We start from the raw sequence: 16,621 nt of genomic DNA on the forward strand, positions 1-16,621 counted from the left end.
AAGAGGTCGGCGTTACGGGCCGGGCACCCCGAGGACGAGCGGCACCAGAGTCTGTCGTGCGTACGCGCGTGCGCCGTCGGCGGACCGGACGTCGATCGCGTGCTGGGCGGGCAGCAGGATGAACGACGCGAACAGCCGAGCCATGGTCTCGCCGACCTGGTCGGCATCGAGGTGGATCGCCACGCCGTCCGCCTGCGCCCGCCGCACGCCCGCGGCGATAAACGTGCTGCCGAGCACCAGGAGCGCGGCGCCGTCGGCCAACCCCGCCGCGATGAGGTCCTGCGGCTCGAACTCGGCCGTCCGGCGTATGACCGGATGGGCCTCGGCGAGCCGCATCGCCGCGACAAAGGCCTCGACGAGCTGGTCGGCCGGCTCCTCGACGCCCGAGATGGCCACGAGGATGCCCTCGGCCATACGGCGGCCCTCCCGCAAGGTCATCGCCTGGAGCATCGAGTCACGATCGCCGAACCGGCGATAGATCGTGACCCGGTTGACGCCGGCTCGACGAGCGACGCCGTCGATCGTGAGAGCGCCGATCCCGCGTGAAGCGCACTCCGAGACGGCGGCATCCAGGATGCGCGTGGCCGTGGTGTCCTCGGGAAGCTCCGAAGCTCCACCGGCGAAGGCGCGACCGAGAACGCTGCCGAGATCCATGCGAGCAGGGTATCTCCGTCGCATTCCAGGCCCGACGGCACGCGGGCGTTCAAGCGGTGCGGCGCATCGAGCCACGAGGCGATGAGCCTACTGCGGGGTAGGTTAGGGTGACCGGCAACACATTCCTCCAGTACGTACGTGAAGGACCACCGCATGCCAGCTCCAGTCGCCACTCCCGAACAGCTTGCAGTCATCGAGAATCGGGCCTCCAGCGTCTCAGCCCTCTTCTATGACCGGGTCAAGCAGAGCGGGCCTCGCGAGGCCTTCCGCTATCCCGACGAGAAGGAGGTCTGGCAGTCCCTGACCTGGGACCAGACCGGGGAACGCGTCACGCGGCTCGCCGCGGGTCTGGTGTCGCTGGGCATCCAGGCCGAGGAGCGTGTCGCGATCGCGTCAGGCACCCGCCTGGAGTGGATCCTGTCCGACCTCGCGATCATGGCTGCCGGCGGAGCGACGACGACGGTCTACCCCACGACGATGGCGGGGGACGTCGCCTACATCCTGGCCGACTCGGACAGCCGTGTCGTGTTCGCCGAGGACGACGAGCAGGTCGCCAAGCTGCGTGAGAAGCACTCCGAGCTCCCCTCCATCGTCAAGGTTGTCGTGTTCGACGGCACGGGCGACGGCGACTGGGTCATCACCTTCGCCGAGCTGGAACAGCTCGGCACCGACTACCTAGCCGAGCACCCCACCGCGATCGAGGAGCGAGTCGCAGCCACGACCAAGGACTCGCTCGCGACCCTGATCTACACCTCGGGGACGACGGGCCGTCCCAAGGGCGTACGCCTGGCGCACGACGGGTGGGTGTACGAGGGCGCTGTCATGGTCGCCGCCGACATCCTGTCTGAGGACGACCTGCAGTTCCTCTGGCTGCCGATGGCCCACTCGTTCGGCAAGGTGCTGCTCTCGACCCAGCTCGCGATCGGCTTCGCCACGGCGATCGACGGCCGCGTGCCGCGGATCGTCGACAACCTGGCGATCGTCAAGCCGACCTTCATGGGCGCCGCGCCGCGCATCTTCGAGAAGGCCTACGGCCGGATCGTCGGCATGACCGAGGCCGAGGGCGGCGCCAAGCTCAAGATCTTCAAGTGGGCCGAGGGCGTCGGCCTGGAGCACTCGCGGGCGATCCGCTCGGGCAAGACCGTGTCGCCGGTCCTCAAGGCCAAGTTCGCTGTCGCGGACAAGCTCGTGTTCTCCAAGGTGCGTGAGCGCTTCGGTGGTCGCGTCCGCTTCTTCATCTCCGGCGCTGCGGCGCTGTCGCCCGACATCGCCGAGTGGTTCCATGCTTCGGGCGTCCTGATCCTCGAGGGCTACGGCCTGACCGAGAACTCGGCCGGCGCCTTCGTCAACCAGCCCGACAACTTCAAGCTCGGCTCGGTCGGGCTGGCGTTCCCCGGCAGCGAGGCCAGGATCGCCGAGGACGGCGAGATCCTGATCAAGGGTCCGCACGTCATGCGTGGCTACCACAACCTCGACGCCGAGAGCGCCTCGACGCTGACGGCGGAGGGCTGGCTCCACACCGGCGACGAGGGTCGCATGGACGAGGACGGGTTCCTCTACATCACCGGCCGCAAGAAGGAGCTGTTCAAGACCTCCGGTGGCAAGTACGTCGCGCCGCCACACATCGAGGGCACGTTCAAGGGCATCAGCGCCCTGACGAGCCAGATCGTGGTGCACGGCAACGAGCGCAACTTCTGCTCCGCCCTGATCACCCTTGATCCCGATGCGGTGACCGAGTGGGCGGCTGGCCACGGCATGGCCGACAAGTCCTACGCCGAGGTCGTCAGCTCCCCGGAGATGCACGATGTCATCCAGGGTCAGATCGACGAGCTGAACACCAAGATCAACCGGTGGGAGACGATCAAGAAGTTCGCGATCCTCGATCACGACCTGTCGATCGAGTCCGGCGAGATCACGCCGAGCATGAAGGTCAAGCGCAACGTTGTGGAAGCCAACAACAAGGCTCTCCTCGACGGCTTCTACGCTTAGTCAGTGCCAACGACCGAAGGACCGCTCTCCCAGTCGGGGGAGCGGTCTTTCGGCGTCTACGTGCACGTGCCGTTCTGCTCCGTCCGGTGTGGCTACTGCGACTTCAACACGTACACCGCCGACGAGCTCGGCGAGGGCGCCACCCGCGCTTCGTACGCCGACACCGCGATCCTGGAGGTGCGGCAGGCCGGCCGGGCGCGCGCTGCGGCACCACCGGTCGAGACGGTGTTCTTCGGCGGTGGGACGCCGACCCAGCTGCCCTCGCACGATCTGGTCCGCGTCCTGGATGCGATCCGCGACACCTTCGGGCTGACCGATGACGTCGAGGTCACGACCGAGGCCAATCCGGACAGCGTCACCCCGGAGTCATTGGCGATCCTGAAGGCTGGCGGCTTCACCCGCATCTCCTTCGGCGTCCAGTCGGCCGTGCCACACGTCCTGGCGACGCTCGACCGCACGCACGACCCGGCCGGTGTCCCGCAGGCCGTCCGCTGGGCCCGCGAGGCCGGCTTCGAGCAGCTCAGCGTCGACCTGATCTACGGCACACCGGGGGAGTCGATGGCCGACTGGCGTGCCAGCGTCGAGCAGGCGATCGCCCTGGAGCCCGACCACATCAGCGCGTACGCCCTGATCGTCGAGAACGGCACGGCGTTCGCCCGCAAGGTCCGCCGCGGTGAGGTCCTGATGCCCGACGACGACGAGACCGCCGACAAGTACCTCCTCGCCGACGAGTTGTTCGCCGCCGCCGGGCTGGAGTGGTACGAGCTGTCCAACTGGGCCCGCGACGAAGCGGCCCAGTGCCGCCACAACGTGCTCTACTGGCGCAGCGCCGACTGGTGGGGGATCGGACCCGGGGCGCACTCGCACGTCAACGGCGAGCGCTGGTGGAACGTCAAGCATCCGGTGGCGTACGCCCAGAGGCTGACCGGGGGTGAGTCGCCGCGGCACGACGGGGAGATAATCGATGGGTCCACGGCGGAGGTCGAGCGGATCATGCTGGAGACTCGACTGCGCTCAGGGCTTGACCTCTCCAGCCTGGGTGCTGACGCGCGCAGTGCCGTGGCCGGGATCGTGAGGCGTGAGCTGGCGACCGTGGCCGACGACCGGCTCGTGCTGACCCGCTCGGGCCGGCTCCTGGCCGACGCCGTCGTGCGCGATCTCGTCGATTGAGACGGGTCAGTCGGCTGGAGCAGTCACGAAGTCGATGAGCTCCTCGACGCGGCCCAGGAGCTCGGGCTCGAGGTCGGCGTAGGAGTCGACCCGGCCCAGGATGTGCTTCCAGGCGCGGGCGATGTCCGCCTGGTCGCGGTGCGGCCAGCCGAGTGCCTCGCAGATGCCGTGCTTCCACTCGGTGCCCTTGGGGATGACCGGCCAGGCGCTCATGCCGAGGCGATCGGGCTTGACCGACTGCCAGACATCGACGTAGGGGTGCCCGACGACCAGGACGTGGGCACGCGACGAGACCTGCTGCGCGATGCGGGTCTCCTTGGAGCCCGGCACGAGGTGATCGACCAGGACGCCGAGACGGCGGTCGGACGCCGGCGCGAAGTCGTCGACGATGGCGGCGAGGTCATCGATGCCACCGAGGTACTCGACGGCGACACCCTCGATCCGCAGGTCGTCGCCCCACACCTTCTCGACCAGCTCGGCGTCGTGGCGGCCCTCGACATAGATGCGGCTCGGCAGGGCCACCCGTGCGCGGGCACCCTCGACCGCGCGGGAGCCCGATGCGGTCCGTCCCGAGGCGGCCTTGGTCTTGGCCGAGGGAGGCCGCAGGTTGACGGGCTTGCCGTCCAGCAGGAACCCGGGTCCGAACGGGAACGACCGGCGCTTAAGGCGACGGTCCTCGAGGATCATCATCCCGAGATCCTTCTCGATGACCATGACCTCGCCGCAAAATCCGGTGGTGGCGTCCTCGACGACCATGCCGTGCTCGGCGACGACCTCGACGGTGCGCCCACGTGGGGGCTTCTTCCAGTCGCCTGACAGCACGTCGGCGCCGTAGCGGTCAACCATGGAGCGCGCCGAGGAGTCGTTGGTGCAGCGCCTCGACGTCGTCCTTGCTGACGGCGGCGGGGAGGATCTCCGGGCTGCCCTCCATGAGTCCGAGTGCGAGGTCGACCGCGACGGGCCAGCTGGGCGCTACGTGCGCGGGCAGCTCGTCGGCCCACAGTGCGCCGATCGTGACCCATCGACGGGTCTGGTCCAGCCCGATGTGGCTGACGGTCATGACGAGCTCGCCGCCTGCCGGACCGTCGCCGAGGTGTGCGACCTCGACGAACCAGTCACCACCCAGGTCGGTCGCCCAGACCGAGGACATGTCACCACCGCGCGACTCGTGCGCGATCGTCGTGCCGTCCGCGAGGCGCACCTCGTAAGCGGTGAAGGTGAGCGATGTCTCGTCACCCTGCACGGCGATGGCTCCGTCGGCACTCTCCGTAATTGCTCCCACCTCGCTAGACTGGCACTTGACCGGTGAGAGTGCCAGCACGACGCGCGGAAGGAGATGCGATGTCTGACGACCGTCGAATCGACGTCCTCCGGGCGATCGTCGAGGACTACGTCGCGACGCAGGAGCCAGTCGGCTCCCGCTCGCTGCTCGACCGGCACCAGCTCGGTGTCTCCCCGGCCACGATCCGCAATGACATGGCCGCTCTCGAGGACGAGGGCTACCTCACGCAGCCGCACACGAGCGCGGGACGCATCCCGACCGACAAGGGCTACCGGATGTTCGTCGACCGGCTCGGGTCGGTCAAGGCGTTGTCGGCGGCCGAGCGTCGAGCCATCGAGACGTTCCTGACCGGGGCGGTCGATGTCGATGACGTCGTCCAGCGTTCCGTGCGAGTCCTGGCGCAGCTGACCAACCAGGTCGCGATCGTCCAGTACCCGTCGCTGACCCGCTCGACGGTCCGCCACATCGAGATCGTGGCGCTGGAGGGCGCACGGGTCCTGCTCGTCGTCATCACCAGCAGCGGCCGGGTCGAGCAGCGCATCATCGAGCTGGTCTCGACACCCGGCGAGAACCTGATCAGCGACATGCGTTCACGCATCACCCATGCGACGGTGGGTCAGCGACTCCCGGAGGCGTCGCTCCGGCTTGCCGACCTGATCCAGACCTTCGACCCGAACGACCGGCCGATCGTCACCTCGATCGTCACGACCCTGTCGCAGACGTTCTCCAACGAGCGCTCCGACGAGCGCATCGCGGTGGGCGGCACGGCCAATCTGGCCCGCTTCGGCAGCGACTTCGATACGGCGATCAAGCCGGTCCTCGAGGCGATCGAGGAGCAGGTCGTGCTGCTCAAGCTGCTGGGTGAGGCGACGAGTGGGCTGACGGTCCGTATCGGCAGCGAGACGGGTCATGAAAGCCTTGCCAGCACGGCCGTCGTGTCGACCGCGTACGGGCTGGACGAACAAGCCCTCGCGACCCTCGGCACCGTCGGGCCGACCCGCATGGACTATCCCGCAACGATGGCCGCCGTGGGCGCCGTCGCCCGCTATGTCGGTCGCATGCTGGCCGACAACTGACCTCTCGACTTGATTCACTCGACTTGATTAAGGGCACCTAGGACTTATGGCACAGGACTTCTACGCAACACTCGGCGTCGGGCGCGACGCTGGCGCTGACGAGATCAAAAAGGCGTACCGCAAGCTCGCGCGCCAGCTGCACCCCGACGTCAACGACGCAGCGGATGCCTCGGACCGCTTCAAGGACGTCACGATCGCCTACGAAGTGCTCTCGGACCCGCAGAAGCGCTCGACGTACGACCGCGGTGGCGACCCGTTGAGCAACAACGGGGGTGGCGGTGGCTTCGGCAACCAGGGCTTCAACTTCGACGACATCATGGACGCCTTCTTCGGCCAGAACGCCGGTCGCGGTCCGCGGTCCCGCTCGCAGCGTGGGCAGGATGCCCTGCTGCGGCTCGATGTCGACCTCGCCGAGGCTGCATTCGGCGCTACCCACGAGATCAAGGTCGACACCGCCGTGGCCTGCACGACTTGCGAGGGCAGTGGGGCGGCCAACGGCTCCGAGCCGGTCACGTGTCGCACGTGTCACGGGCACGGCGACGTGCAGCACGTCCAGCGATCCCTGCTCGGCGACATCCGCACGTCACGACCCTGCCCGACCTGCCACGGCTTCGGCTCGGTCATTCCCGATCCGTGCCCCGAGTGCGCGGGTGAGGGTCGCGTGCGGTCACGCCGCACCATCTCGGTCACGATCCCGGCCGGTGTCGACCAGGGCACCCGCATCCAGCTGACCGGCGAGGGCGAGGTCGGGCCCGGCGGTGGTCCGGCCGGGGACCTGTACCTCGAGATCAACGTCGCCCGCCACCCGGTGTTCCAGCGCAAGGGCGATCAGCTCTTCTGCCAGATCACCCTGCCGATGACGGCGGCGGCGCTCGGCACGCACCTGGACCTGCCGACGCTCGAGGCCGATCTGCCCGAGCCCGAGGAGGGCACGACCCAGGTCGAGCTGGACGTCACGCCCGGCACGCAGTCCGGCGACACCCTCACGATCAAGGGATTCGGTGTACCTCGGCTGCGCGGTCCCGGCCGTGGCGACCTCAAGGTGCAGGTCGTGGTCGAGACGCCCGGCCGCCTGGACGAGGAGCAGCGCAGCCTCCTGGAGCAGCTGGCCAAGCTGCGCGAGGAGGAGCGCCCCGAGGCGCTGATCGCGAGCAATCACAAAGGTGTCTTCGGTAAGCTGAAGGATGCGTTCAAATGAGTCTGACCACTGACCCGGACTGCCTGTTCTGCAAGATCGTCGCGGGTGACATCCCTGCGGAGATCGTGTCCGAGACCGAGCACACCGTTGCCTTCCGTGACCTCGACCCGCAGGCGCCGACGCACGTCCTGGTCATCCCGCGTCGGCACGAGCCGGACATCGGCACGCTTGCGGCCGCGGACGCCGAAGCGACGATCGCTCTGCTCTCCGAGGCCAAGCAGATCGCCGAGGGAGCGGGCAACGGCTCGTACCGGCTCGTGTTCAACACCGGTGCGGATGCGCACCAGACGGTGTTCCACTGCCACGCGCACGTCCTGGCCGGGCGTGGCCTCGGATGGCCACCCGGGTGATCGGGAATTAGCGCGCCGACGCGGCAATTGCGTACGATTGAGACCACATGACTGATGACACCACGCCTGCTCACGCCTTCGAGATCCCGTCGAGCGTTCCGGCAGTTGCCCTGCTCGGCCCGGCCGATGATTTCCTGCGTCTGATCGAGGACTCCTTCGAGGCACGCATCCACGCCCGCGGTAACACCATCACGGTGACCGGCTCGCCGGCCGAGGCCGCACTGGTCGAGCGGCTGCTCGACGAGCTCGTGACGATCGTGCGTACGGGCCAGAACCTGACCCGCGAGACCGTCGAGCGGAGCATCACGATGCTGCGCGCCGAGACCGAGGAGAAGCCCGCCGAAGTGCTGAGCCTCAACATCCTGTCGAACCGCGGCCGTACGATCCGACCCAAGACGGTCAACCAGAAGCGCTACGTCGACGCGATCGACAATCACACGATCGTGTTCGGGATCGGCCCGGCCGGCACGGGCAAGACCTACCTGGCGATGGCCAAGGCGGTCCAGGCCCTGCAGGCCAAGGAAGTCACCCGCATCATCCTGACCCGGCCCGCGGTCGAGGCCGGCGAGCACCTGGGCTTCCTGCCCGGCACCCTCGGCGAGAAGATCGATCCCTATCTGCGGCCGCTGTACGACGCGCTCCACGACATGATCGATCCTGAGACGATCCCCAAGCTGCTGACATCGGGCGTCATCGAGGTCGCACCGCTGGCGTACATGCGCGGTCGCACGCTCAACGATGCGTTCATCATCCTCGACGAGGCGCAGAACACGACGCAGGAGCAGATGAAGATGTTCCTGACCCGCCTGGGCTTCGGCTCGAAGATCGTCGTGACCGGCGACGTCACCCAGGTCGACCTGCCGTCGAGCACCAAGAGCGGCCTGCGGGTCGTCCAGGACATCCTCGACGACGTCCTCGACATCCACTTCTCTCGTCTGACGGCCTCCGACGTCGTCCGGCACAAGCTCGTCGGGCGCATCGTTGCTGCCTACGACGAGTTCGAGGCGGGTGCAGACAGCCATGAACGTCGACGTTCTCAATGAGTCCGGGGCCGACGTGGACGTCGTCGGCCTGACCCGGTTGTGCCGCTTCACGATGCGCCGCATGCGCCTGCACCCGGCGACCGAGCTGACCGTGCGCCTGGTCGATCCCGACACGATCGCGGTCCTCAACGAGCAGTGGATGGGCAAGGTCGGGCCGACCGATGTGCTGTCCTTCCCGATGGACGAGCTGACGCCCGGGCGAGACGGCGTCGAGAGCCCTGAGGGCTATCTGGGTGACATCGCGCTGTGTCCCCAGGTCGCCGAGCAGCAGGCGCCCGCAGCAGGGCATGCCACGCAGGACGAGGTCGACCTGCTGACGGTGCACGGCATCCTGCACCTCCTGGGCTACGACCACGCCGAACCCGAGGAGCACCAGGAGATGTTCGGTCTCCAGGGCCGACTGCTGCTGGAGTGGCAGCAGGCGGCCGAGGGCCACGACCCCGAGCAACCGTGACGGGCCGATGATGAGCTGGATCCCGATCATGGGCTCGGTCCTGCTTGCGCTGGTCGCTGGCACCCTGGCGAGCGTCGATGCCGCGATCTCGGCGTTCTCCAAGGCCCGCGCCGAGGAGCTCGAGGACGAGGGCCGAAGCGGCGCAGGCCGACTCGCGCGGATCCTCGCGGACCCCGCGCCCTACCTCAACTCGGTCCTGCTCGTGCGCGTGCTCGCCGAGACCTCCAGCATCGTGCTGGTCGCGCTGTTCGTCGCCGACCACGTCGACGGGCTGTGGGCGCGATTCAGCATTGCGGTGGGGATCATGGTCGTCGTCAGCTTCGTCCTGATCGGTGTGGGGCCGCGCACACTCGGCCGGCAGCACGCCGAGTCGATCGCCCTGGCCTCGGCGTTGCCGGTCATCGGTCTGCGGACGTTGCTCGGCCCGATCCCGCTGGTGCTGATACTGCTCGGCAACGCCGTCACCCCGGGCAAGGGATTCCGTGAGGGCCCCTTCGCTTCTGAGGTCGAGGTGCGCGAGCTCGTCGATCTCGCTGCGGCGAGCTCGGTCATCGAGTCCGACGAGGGCAAGATGCTGCAGTCGGTCTTCGAGCTGGGCGACACGATCGTCCGTGAGGTCATGGTGCCGCGCACCGACCTGGTGTTCGTCGAGCGCCATAAGACTCTGCGCCAGGCGATGTCCCTGGCCCTGCGCAGCGGCTACTCCCGCATGCCGGTCGTGGGGGAAAACCTCGACGACGTCATCGGCATGGCGTACCTCAAGGACATCACCAAGCGCGTTTTCGACAACCATGTGGCCGAGACCACCGAGCGGATTGAGTCGATCGCTCGGCCGTGCCTTTTCATCCCGGACACCAAGCACGCTGACGACCTCCTCAAGGAGATGCAGGCCCAGCGCACGCACGTCGCGATTGTCGTCGACGAGTTCGGTGGCACCTCCGGGATGGTCACGATCGAGGACATCGTCGAGGAGATCGTCGGCGAGATCACCGACGAGTACGACACCGAGCCCGAGGAGAGCGAACAGCTCGTCGACGGATCGTGGCGAGTCAGCTCCCGGTTCGAGGTCGACGACCTCGAGGACCTGTTCGACATCCCGATCGACGACGAGGATGTCGACTCGGTCGGTGGACTGATGGCCAAGCATCTCGGCAAGGTCCCGATCCGCGGAAGCGTCATCGAGCTGGAGGGTCTACGGTTCGAGGCCGAGGGCCCGTCCGGCCGACGCAATCGCATCGGTCGTGTCCTGGTGAGCCGGCTCGACGTCCACACTGTTGCCCCATCGAAAGGTTCCGATCATGGACATCACTCCTGAGGACGCCAAGCTCGTGACGTTGGCCCGCGCATCGCGGGCCCGCACTGGCGCGCGGCACGGCGCGGCGGTGCGCGACCAGGACGGCCGTACGTATGCCGCCTCGACCGTCGAGCTGCCGTCGGTCAAGATCGACGCCCTCGACCTCGCCGTGGCGATGGCGGTCTCGTCCGGTGCGACCGGCATCGAGGCTGCGGCGCTCGTGGCCGACCGCCACCCCGAGCCGATCGTCCGCGGCACCGCAGTGCGCGACCTCTCAGGCGGCGGCGTCAACGTCTTCATCGCCGACCCAGCCGGCGACGTCGTCCGGGTGGGGACGACATGAGCGAGTTCAAGTCAGGGTTCGCCTGCTTCGTCGGCCGCCCCAATGCCGGCAAGTCGACGCTGACCAATGCGCTGGTCGGTGGCAAGATCGCGATCACCTCGTCCAAGCCGCAGACGACCCGCCACGCGATCCGCGGGCTCGTCAACCGCGAGGATGCCCAGCTGATCCTGATCGACACGCCGGGGTTGCACAAGCCGCACACCTTGCTGGGCGAGCGGCTCAACGCGGTGGTTCGCTCCACCTGGTCCGAGGTCGACACGATCGGCATGTGCTTGCCGGCCAACGAGTCGGTCGGCGAGGGTGACAAGTTCCTGATCCGTGAGCTCGCGCAGATCCGCCGCAAGCCGGTCTTCGCGATCGTGACCAAGACCGACCTGGTCAAGCCCGAGAAGCTCCGCGATCACCTCATCGCCGTCCAGCAGGCCGGCATCGACCTGGGCCTGCAGTGGCAGGAGATCATCCCCGTGTCTGCGGTGGCCAACGACCAGGTCGACCTGCTCGCCGATCTTCTGGTCGGCACGCTGCCCCCGGGGCCGGCGCTGTACCCCGAGGGTCAGCTGACCGACGAGCCGGAGGAGACGCTGATCGCCGAGATCATCCGCGAGGCGGCGCTCGAGGGCGTGCGCGACGAGCTCCCGCACTCCATCGCCGTCGTGGTCGACGAGATGGTGCCGCGCGAGGGTCGGCCTGCGGACAAGCCGCTGATCGACGTACGGGTCAACGTCTACGTCGAGCGGGACAGCCAGAAGGGCATCATCATCGGTAAGCAGGGGGCCCGGCTGCGCGAGATCGGTACCGACTCCCGGTCGCAGATCGAGAAGCTGCTCGGAACGCCGGTGTTCCTGGACCTGCACGTCAAGGTCGCCAAGGAGTGGCAGCGCGATCCCAAGCAGCTGCGCAAGCTCGGCTTCTGACGCGGACCGACGTCGGCGTGTTCAGGCGGCGCGGGGTTGAAGCTGGGTGTGCCGGGCGTGGCAGTCGCCATCGTGCAGCAGGTGGTGGTGCACGAGGCGGAACAGGGCGCCGTTGCCGATCGTGACGGTCGCCGGGAGCCCTCCGGCGTGGGGGAGCGCCCTGGCCGGCAGATGCTCGATCAGCTCGCAAAACGCCCAACGAGTAGCCGTGCGTGCCTGAGGTCGTCGGTCGCCAGGATGGTGGCACGCCCGAGCAGGATCTGCTGACCGTCGGCGCGCTCCTCCGCGCCGATCCCGTCCGGCAGCTCGGCCACGGCGCGCGCGACGATGCCGGCCTGCCCGGTCGTGATGTCACCGGTTGCCCACGCAGCCCGGTTTGCCTCGGTCTGGTTGGAGAAGACCGCCTGCACACGCCCCACGATTCAAGCCTACGCCGAGCCTCGGACGTGCCTCATTGCTCGTCGAAGCCCGAGAATCCCGCGGGCTCCTCCTCGGTCACCTGGATGCTCTCGACCACGGCTCGCGGCGGGCCTGTCCGGCACCACTCGACCAGGTGCTCGACCGCCGAGGCGTCACCCTCGAAAACCGCCTCGACCGAGCCGTCTGGTCGATTGGAGACCCAGCCGGAGACCCGGTGCCTGCGGGCCTCCTGCTGGCAGGAGGCCCGGAAGAAGACGCCTTGGACCGTCCCACGCACCACGACGCGTCGACGGATCACGTGGTCACCCGCCGGCGGGTCGAAGTGGGCGGGTCACGTCAGCCGGCCCGGTTCTGCAGCGCCGTGACGAAGACGTTCGCGATGTCCGCGGGCGTGCGGGCGATGTAGCTTGTGCCTCCGGTTGCCTCCGAGATCTGCTTGAGCACGGCGGCGTCGGCATCCGCCGTGATGCCGATCGTCACGATGATCACGGGTCGCGTCGGGTCGAACTCCTCCTTCAGCGTGGTCAGCAGCGATTTCAGCGAGATGCTGCCGGGGTCGTCATTGGCCCCGTCGGTCAGCAGGATGACGCTGTTGATGGCCTTCGGGTCGTACGCCTTCTTGACCTCGCGGTAGGCCGCGAGCGTCGTGTCGTACAGCCCCGTGCCACCGCCGACCTTGGGCTTGAGGGATCGAGCGGCCTTGAGGACGATCTCGCGTTGCGTCGTGTCACCCACCTCGGCGTCCATCCGACGAATCTTGACGAGCGCCTTGTAGTCCTTGTTGCCGTCCAGCTTGGTCGAGAAGGACCACAGGCCCAGCTGTGCCTTGCCGGGAAACAGGCCGAGCCCGGTCTCGCTCGCCTTGATCGTCAGGGCCATCCGGGTCGTGCTGCCGGCAGGAAACGCCATCGACCCCGAGACGTCGTCGACGGCCAGGGCGCGGATCGGCAACGCAAGTCGGGCGAAGGTCGTGAGCGCGTCACTGACGGCGGACAGGTCGGCTGGCGCGAGCTTCGCGACCTTGCCGACACCGCGGTCATCGTCCAGCGGCGCGCCGTTGGGAAGGCGGAAGCCGGTAGAGGACAGCTCCGCCTGCGCCTCGGAGGACGAGAGCACCGCGGCCAGGAGCTTGCCGACCCTGCGCGCAGCGGGGTGGTCACCGCTCGACGGTTCGGTGACGGCCATCGGGAAGTCGAGGAACACTGAGCCGTCCTTGGGCACCGCGGTCGACACCGCACCTGACGGTTGCGACACGACGGCCTGTTCGGTGACAACGGCGGTGCCGCCATCGGCCATGACCTCGTCGATCCGCTTTCCCTGGCTCGTCTCCGGGTCGGAGGAGAGCTGGGCCTGCGCGATCGGCACCATGGCGGCGGTGACGACCTTGGTGTCCGAGCTTTCCGCCTGCGCAACGGCGAGGCTGCCGATGATCGGGGCTGCCGAGACGCTGCTGGTGAGGGGATCTCCCAACCCGAGTCCCTTCGTGCGGAGGACGTCGAGCCAGGTGTCCACCTCTGGTTGATCACCCTGGGCACCGATCGCAACCACCGGGGTCGTCGCGATCGACTCGCTCACGATGTCGGGAGACTGGGCGGTCGCCTTGCCGAGTCGGTACAGCCACAGGCTCGAGTCCGGGATCCAGAGTGCGGGGGCCTTGCCTCCCGAGACCGCGGCCAGGGCCGCGGCGCTGGGTACGGCCTCCACGGCGAGATCTGTGCAGTCCAGGTCGGATGCTGACTGCAGCGCGACGAGCCGGTCGACGACTGGCGCGAGAGCTGGATCGACCGCGACAGTCATCTCCGAACTGTTGGCGCACCCACCGCTCAGTGCACGGAAGGCCGACACCGCGCCGAACGACAATGCGACGAACAGGAGCGCAGCCAAGGCCAGCGCCAGTCCACGCTTGGATCTACGATGCTGGTGCGCTCGATGGACCCCACTCATGGGACTTCCCCCTAGAAGTGAGCAGCGATGACTTGTGGTCCGCCGCCCGAATCGTTCGTTGTGTGCCGTCCAGTGTGCCAGTTTCAATGGTGCACCGAATCATAATTGCCGGGATAGCAGCATGGAGGTCGGAGCATGGATGCGCGCGAAGCGCTGCGAGAGATCGGGTTCTGGCTCGAACGTGAGCAGGCCACGACGTATCGCGTCGATGCCTTCCGCCGGGCGGCGTCCGCGATCGAGGATCTGACCGCTGAGCAGATCGTCGAGCAGGTGGCCGATGGCAGGCTCCGCCGGGTGAAGGGAATCGGGGACCGCACGTTCGGCGTCATGGCGCAAACCGCGCGGGGCGAGGTGCCGGACTATCTCCTCGATCTGCGAGAGCGTGGCGCGTCGCCGTTGGCAACCGGCGGGACGGACCTACGGGCACAGCTCCGTGGCGATCTGCACAGTCACTCGGACTGGTCGGACGGTGGTTCGTCGATCCACGAGATGGCACGCGCCGCGGTGTGGAGGGGGAGGGAGTACCAGGTGCTGACCGACCACTCGCCGAGGCTGACGATCGCCAATGGGCTGTCCGCCGAGCGGCTCGCGGAGCAGCTCGAGGTCGTGGCCACGGTCGATGCCGAGCACGACGACTTCAGGCTGCTGAGTGGCATCGAGGTCGACATTCTCGACAACGGCGGGTTGGACCAGACCGAGCAGATGCTCGAGCGGCTCGACGTCGTGGTCGCCAGCGTGCACTCCAAGCTCGCGATGGATCGCGACGTTATGACCCGCCGCATGGTGACTGCGATCAGCAATCCCTTCACCAACGTGCTCGGACACTGCACCGGGCGGCTCGTCGCGGGCTCGCGCGGCAGGCGGGACGAATCGCAGTTTGACCCGGAGATCGTGTTTGCGGCCTGCCAGCAGTTCGATGTCGCGGTCGAGATCAACTCCCGGCCCGAACGGCAGGACCCGCCGAGCCGGCTGATCGAGATGGCGTTGGACTTCGACTGCATGTTCGCGATCGACACCGATGCGCACGCGCCGGGGCAGCTGGACTTCCTGGACTACGGCGCCGAGCGGGCCACGGCCAGCGGCGTGCCAGCCTCCCGCATCGTGACGACCTGGCCCGTAGACCGCCTGCTGGCGTGGTCGCACGCCAAGCGTTGACCCGGTTGGTCAGGCGAGGCTGTCAGCGAGCTCGCGGATCTGGGCGGCGGAGACCTCCTGCGCGGCCCGGCCGGTGACCGCGTCGTACACGTCGACCAGCGCGGCGAGGTCCTTGACCATGCGGCGGGCGCGAGCCGGTTCGTTACCGCAGTCGGCGCGACACTCGCCGGAGGCCGCGATGCGGTGGGCGATCACGAGTGCAGTGAGCGCGTACGCCTCGGCGGCCTCGAGCTCGGGGGACAGCACGAACGGGAACATCCGCGAGGCGCCGTCGTGGAATGCGAGGTGATCGGCATCGAGCTCGCCCGTGACCAGCGGGAACGAAACAGCCTCGGCGAAGGCCGCGCGAACGTCGTCGTCCGTGCTCTCGCGGTCGATCCACTCCTCGGCCCGGGCGACGGCAGCCAGGGCGTGCCCCCGGGCGCCGGGCTCCAGCAGGGCGATGACCTGACGGGTCTGGGCCATGCGGAGCCTGGCACGGAGTGCCGGCGTGTCCTCGGTCGTACCGAACAGGCGCCCGATCAGCGGGACCAGGCGGGTGCGGTCGCTGTCGCGCAGCAGGTCGTTCGTCGTGCGTGCCTCGTGGGCCAGCAGGGGGTGAGTGCACTCGGGGCGGTCGCTCCAGTCCTCGCCGGCGAGCAGCGAGACGTACTCCATGACGCACGCCTCGCCATGGTCCGCGTCGTGGGAACCGGCGGCGAGTGTCGGGAGTGCATCGGGAACGTTCACGACTCGATCATCTCCCGGCGGGCCAAGGAGTGCGACGTACAGTCACGCCATCAGCAGGGCGGCGACGGTGCCGCCGAGCTCGTACGCCGCGTCGAGATCCGGCTGCTCCACATCGCCCATGACCTCCAGGACGGACGCGGACTGGGTCCATGGCAGCGCACCGATGATCGACTGCACCGACCTGACGGCTCCGGTCGTGTCGTAGCGTCCATGCACCCACAACCCGTACGGCTTCTTGCCGCCCGATCCGCTCCCCGCAGAACCGTCGTCGGACAGTGAGCCACCCATCTGCAGGAAGTGCGAGTCGAAGAAGTGCTTGAGCGCGCCGGACATGTAGCCGAAGTTGGCGCTCGTGCCGAGCAGGAATCCGTCCGCCGTGTGGACATCGTCGGGCCGGACCTCGAGGGCGGGACGCACGACGACCTCGACGCCCAGGATTGCGTCATCGGAAGCTCCTGCGACGACGGCCTCGGTCAGGCGCTGCGTCGCGGCCGTGGGGGAGTGGTGGACGATCAGGAGCCAGGGCATGACACCAACGTAGCCACCAAGGGGACGTGAACTCTCAGAATTCGTGACTGCGGGTTTGACCCGATGTGCTTACCATCA

19 protein-coding genes are annotated in these 16,621 nt (G+C 68.0%); 11 read left to right on the forward strand and 8 right to left on the reverse strand.

The genetic code is table 11. The features are described 5' to 3' along the window. Positions 1–12: 12 nt before the first annotated feature. A complete protein-coding gene (locus tag C6I20_RS04505) occupies positions 13–654 on the reverse strand; it encodes a TetR/AcrR family transcriptional regulator (RefSeq protein WP_162891121.1) in 642 nt (213 codons plus the stop codon). Positions 655–807: 153 nt separating this feature from the next. Here C6I20_RS04505 and C6I20_RS04510 point away from each other — a divergent pair, with 153 nt between their 5' ends. Together C6I20_RS04510 and hemW are read left to right on the forward strand one after the other, a co-directional pair. Continuing rightward, positions 808–2,643, forward strand: coding sequence for a long-chain fatty acid--CoA ligase (locus tag C6I20_RS04510; protein WP_118394873.1), 1,836 nt, complete (start codon positions 808–810; stop codon positions 2,641–2,643). 3 nt (positions 2,644–2,646) lie between these two features. Then, on the forward strand, positions 2,647–3,813 hold the full coding sequence (gene hemW / locus C6I20_RS04515) for a radical SAM family heme chaperone HemW (protein WP_118394874.1): 1,167 nt from the start codon (positions 2,647–2,649) through the stop codon (positions 3,811–3,813). Between the two features lie 6 nt (positions 3,814–3,819). Here the strand turns inward: hemW and C6I20_RS04520 are convergent, their stop codons facing one another. Next, positions 3,820–4,659 carry a DUF3097 domain-containing protein gene (locus tag C6I20_RS04520; protein ID WP_118394875.1) on the reverse strand — a complete coding sequence of 280 codons (840 nt, stop codon included), beginning with the start codon at positions 4,657–4,659 and terminating at the stop codon, positions 3,820–3,822. Continuing rightward, positions 4,652–5,095: a hypothetical protein gene (locus C6I20_RS04525; RefSeq protein WP_162891122.1), complete on the reverse strand. Its 444-nt coding sequence runs from the start codon at positions 5,093–5,095 to the stop codon at positions 4,652–4,654. Before C6I20_RS04525 ends, C6I20_RS04520 begins: the two co-directional genes overlap by 8 nt. 59 nt (positions 5,096–5,154) lie before the next feature. On the opposite strand from C6I20_RS04525, the gene hrcA reads away from it, so the two are divergent. From hrcA to era, 8 genes are read left to right on the forward strand one after another with little or no spacing between them, the layout of a single operon-like run. Further along, positions 5,155–6,171, forward strand: coding sequence for a heat-inducible transcriptional repressor HrcA (hrcA, locus tag C6I20_RS04530; RefSeq protein ID WP_118394877.1), 1,017 nt, complete (start codon positions 5,155–5,157; stop codon positions 6,169–6,171). A 46-nt stretch (positions 6,172–6,217) separates the two neighbouring features. After that, a complete protein-coding gene (gene dnaJ / locus C6I20_RS04535) occupies positions 6,218–7,369 on the forward strand; it encodes a molecular chaperone DnaJ (protein WP_118394878.1) in 1,152 nt (383 codons plus the stop codon). Continuing rightward, positions 7,366–7,719, forward strand: coding sequence for an HIT domain-containing protein (locus C6I20_RS04540; protein ID WP_118394879.1), 354 nt, complete (start codon positions 7,366–7,368; stop codon positions 7,717–7,719). Before dnaJ ends, C6I20_RS04540 begins: the two co-directional genes overlap by 4 nt. A 47-nt stretch (positions 7,720–7,766) precedes the next feature. Further along, entirely contained in the window at positions 7,767–8,762 is a 996-nt protein-coding gene (locus C6I20_RS04545) for a PhoH family protein (protein WP_118394880.1), read from the forward strand. Next, positions 8,740–9,216: an rRNA maturation RNase YbeY gene (gene ybeY, locus C6I20_RS04550; RefSeq protein ID WP_118394881.1), complete on the forward strand. Its 477-nt coding sequence runs from the start codon at positions 8,740–8,742 to the stop codon at positions 9,214–9,216. The genes C6I20_RS04545 and ybeY overlap by 23 nt, the downstream gene beginning before the upstream one ends. 10 nt (positions 9,217–9,226) lie before the next feature. Beyond that, positions 9,227–10,531 carry a hemolysin family protein gene (locus C6I20_RS04555; RefSeq protein ID WP_254052248.1) on the forward strand — a complete coding sequence of 435 codons (1,305 nt, stop codon included), beginning with the start codon at positions 9,227–9,229 and terminating at the stop codon, positions 10,529–10,531. Next, positions 10,515–10,853, forward strand: coding sequence for a cytidine deaminase (locus C6I20_RS04560; RefSeq protein WP_174232940.1), 339 nt, complete (start codon positions 10,515–10,517; stop codon positions 10,851–10,853). The genes C6I20_RS04555 and C6I20_RS04560 overlap by 17 nt, the downstream gene beginning before the upstream one ends. Beyond that, positions 10,850–11,767 carry a GTPase Era gene (gene era, locus C6I20_RS04565; RefSeq protein ID WP_118394883.1) on the forward strand — a complete coding sequence of 306 codons (918 nt, stop codon included), beginning with the start codon at positions 10,850–10,852 and terminating at the stop codon, positions 11,765–11,767. Before C6I20_RS04560 ends, era begins: the two co-directional genes overlap by 4 nt. 179 nt (positions 11,768–11,946) lie before the next feature. Here the strand turns inward: era and C6I20_RS04570 are convergent, their stop codons facing one another. From C6I20_RS04570 to C6I20_RS04580, 3 genes are read right to left on the reverse strand one after another with little or no spacing between them, the layout of a single operon-like run. Next, on the reverse strand, positions 11,947–12,186 hold the full coding sequence (locus C6I20_RS04570; protein ID WP_162891123.1) for a hypothetical protein: 240 nt from the start codon (positions 12,184–12,186) through the stop codon (positions 11,947–11,949). Positions 12,187–12,218: 32 nt separating this feature from the next. Then, positions 12,219–12,485, reverse strand: a complete 267-nt coding sequence (locus tag C6I20_RS04575) for an acylphosphatase (RefSeq protein ID WP_174232941.1) — start codon at positions 12,483–12,485, stop codon at positions 12,219–12,221. Positions 12,486–12,523: 38 nt separating this feature from the next. Then, positions 12,524–14,131 carry a substrate-binding domain-containing protein gene (locus C6I20_RS04580; protein ID WP_118394885.1) on the reverse strand — a complete coding sequence of 536 codons (1,608 nt, stop codon included), beginning with the start codon at positions 14,129–14,131 and terminating at the stop codon, positions 12,524–12,526. A gap of 135 nt (positions 14,132–14,266) precedes the next feature. On the opposite strand from C6I20_RS04580, the gene C6I20_RS04585 reads away from it, so the two are divergent. After that, positions 14,267–15,286, forward strand: coding sequence for a PHP domain-containing protein (locus C6I20_RS04585; protein ID WP_118394886.1), 1,020 nt, complete (start codon positions 14,267–14,269; stop codon positions 15,284–15,286). A gap of 9 nt (positions 15,287–15,295) precedes the next feature. Here C6I20_RS04585 and C6I20_RS04590 read toward each other — a convergent pair whose 3' ends face one another. Both C6I20_RS04590 and C6I20_RS04595 read right to left on the reverse strand, forming a co-directional pair. Beyond that, the gene (locus C6I20_RS04590; RefSeq protein WP_118394887.1) at positions 15,296–16,015 is read right to left on the reverse strand and encodes a hypothetical protein; all 720 of its coding nucleotides are present in this window, start codon (positions 16,013–16,015) and stop codon (positions 15,296–15,298) included. Positions 16,016–16,057: 42 nt separating this feature from the next. Further along, positions 16,058–16,543 (reverse strand): flavodoxin family protein, encoded by a 486-nt coding sequence (locus C6I20_RS04595; protein WP_118394888.1) that lies wholly within the window; start codon positions 16,541–16,543, stop codon positions 16,058–16,060. Positions 16,544–16,621: the final 78 nt, after the last annotated feature.

Source organism: Aeromicrobium sp. A1-2, assembly GCF_003443875.1.
In the GTDB taxonomy this organism is placed as follows: domain Bacteria; phylum Actinomycetota; class Actinomycetes; order Propionibacteriales; family Nocardioidaceae; genus Aeromicrobium.

Excerpts from the sequence above, each read along its gene's own strand:
- C6I20_RS04505 (WP_162891121.1), bottom strand. The coding sequence starts at position 654 with ATGGATCTCGGCAGCGTTCTCGGTCGCGCCTTCGCCGGTGGAGCTTCG.
- C6I20_RS04510 (WP_118394873.1), top strand. The coding sequence starts at position 808 with ATGCCAGCTCCAGTCGCCACTCCCGAACAGCTTGCAGTCATCGAGAAT.
- C6I20_RS04520 (WP_118394875.1), bottom strand. The coding sequence starts at position 4,659 with ATGGTTGACCGCTACGGCGCCGACGTGCTGTCAGGCGACTGGAAGAAG.
- hrcA (WP_118394877.1), top strand. The coding sequence starts at position 5,155 with ATGTCTGACGACCGTCGAATCGACGTCCTCCGGGCGATCGTCGAGGAC.
- dnaJ (WP_118394878.1), top strand. The coding sequence starts at position 6,218 with ATGGCACAGGACTTCTACGCAACACTCGGCGTCGGGCGCGACGCTGGC.
- C6I20_RS04540 (WP_118394879.1), top strand. The coding sequence starts at position 7,366 with ATGAGTCTGACCACTGACCCGGACTGCCTGTTCTGCAAGATCGTCGCG.
- C6I20_RS04545 (WP_118394880.1), top strand. The coding sequence starts at position 7,767 with ATGACTGATGACACCACGCCTGCTCACGCCTTCGAGATCCCGTCGAGC.
- ybeY (WP_118394881.1), top strand. The coding sequence starts at position 8,740 with ATGAACGTCGACGTTCTCAATGAGTCCGGGGCCGACGTGGACGTCGTC.
- C6I20_RS04555 (WP_254052248.1), top strand. The coding sequence starts at position 9,227 with ATGAGCTGGATCCCGATCATGGGCTCGGTCCTGCTTGCGCTGGTCGCT.
- C6I20_RS04560 (WP_174232940.1), top strand. The coding sequence starts at position 10,515 with ATGGACATCACTCCTGAGGACGCCAAGCTCGTGACGTTGGCCCGCGCA.
- era (WP_118394883.1), top strand. The coding sequence starts at position 10,850 with ATGAGCGAGTTCAAGTCAGGGTTCGCCTGCTTCGTCGGCCGCCCCAAT.
- C6I20_RS04580 (WP_118394885.1), bottom strand. The coding sequence starts at position 14,131 with ATGAGTGGGGTCCATCGAGCGCACCAGCATCGTAGATCCAAGCGTGGA.
- C6I20_RS04585 (WP_118394886.1), top strand. The coding sequence starts at position 14,267 with ATGGATGCGCGCGAAGCGCTGCGAGAGATCGGGTTCTGGCTCGAACGT.
- C6I20_RS04595 (WP_118394888.1), bottom strand. The coding sequence starts at position 16,543 with ATGCCCTGGCTCCTGATCGTCCACCACTCCCCCACGGCCGCGACGCAG.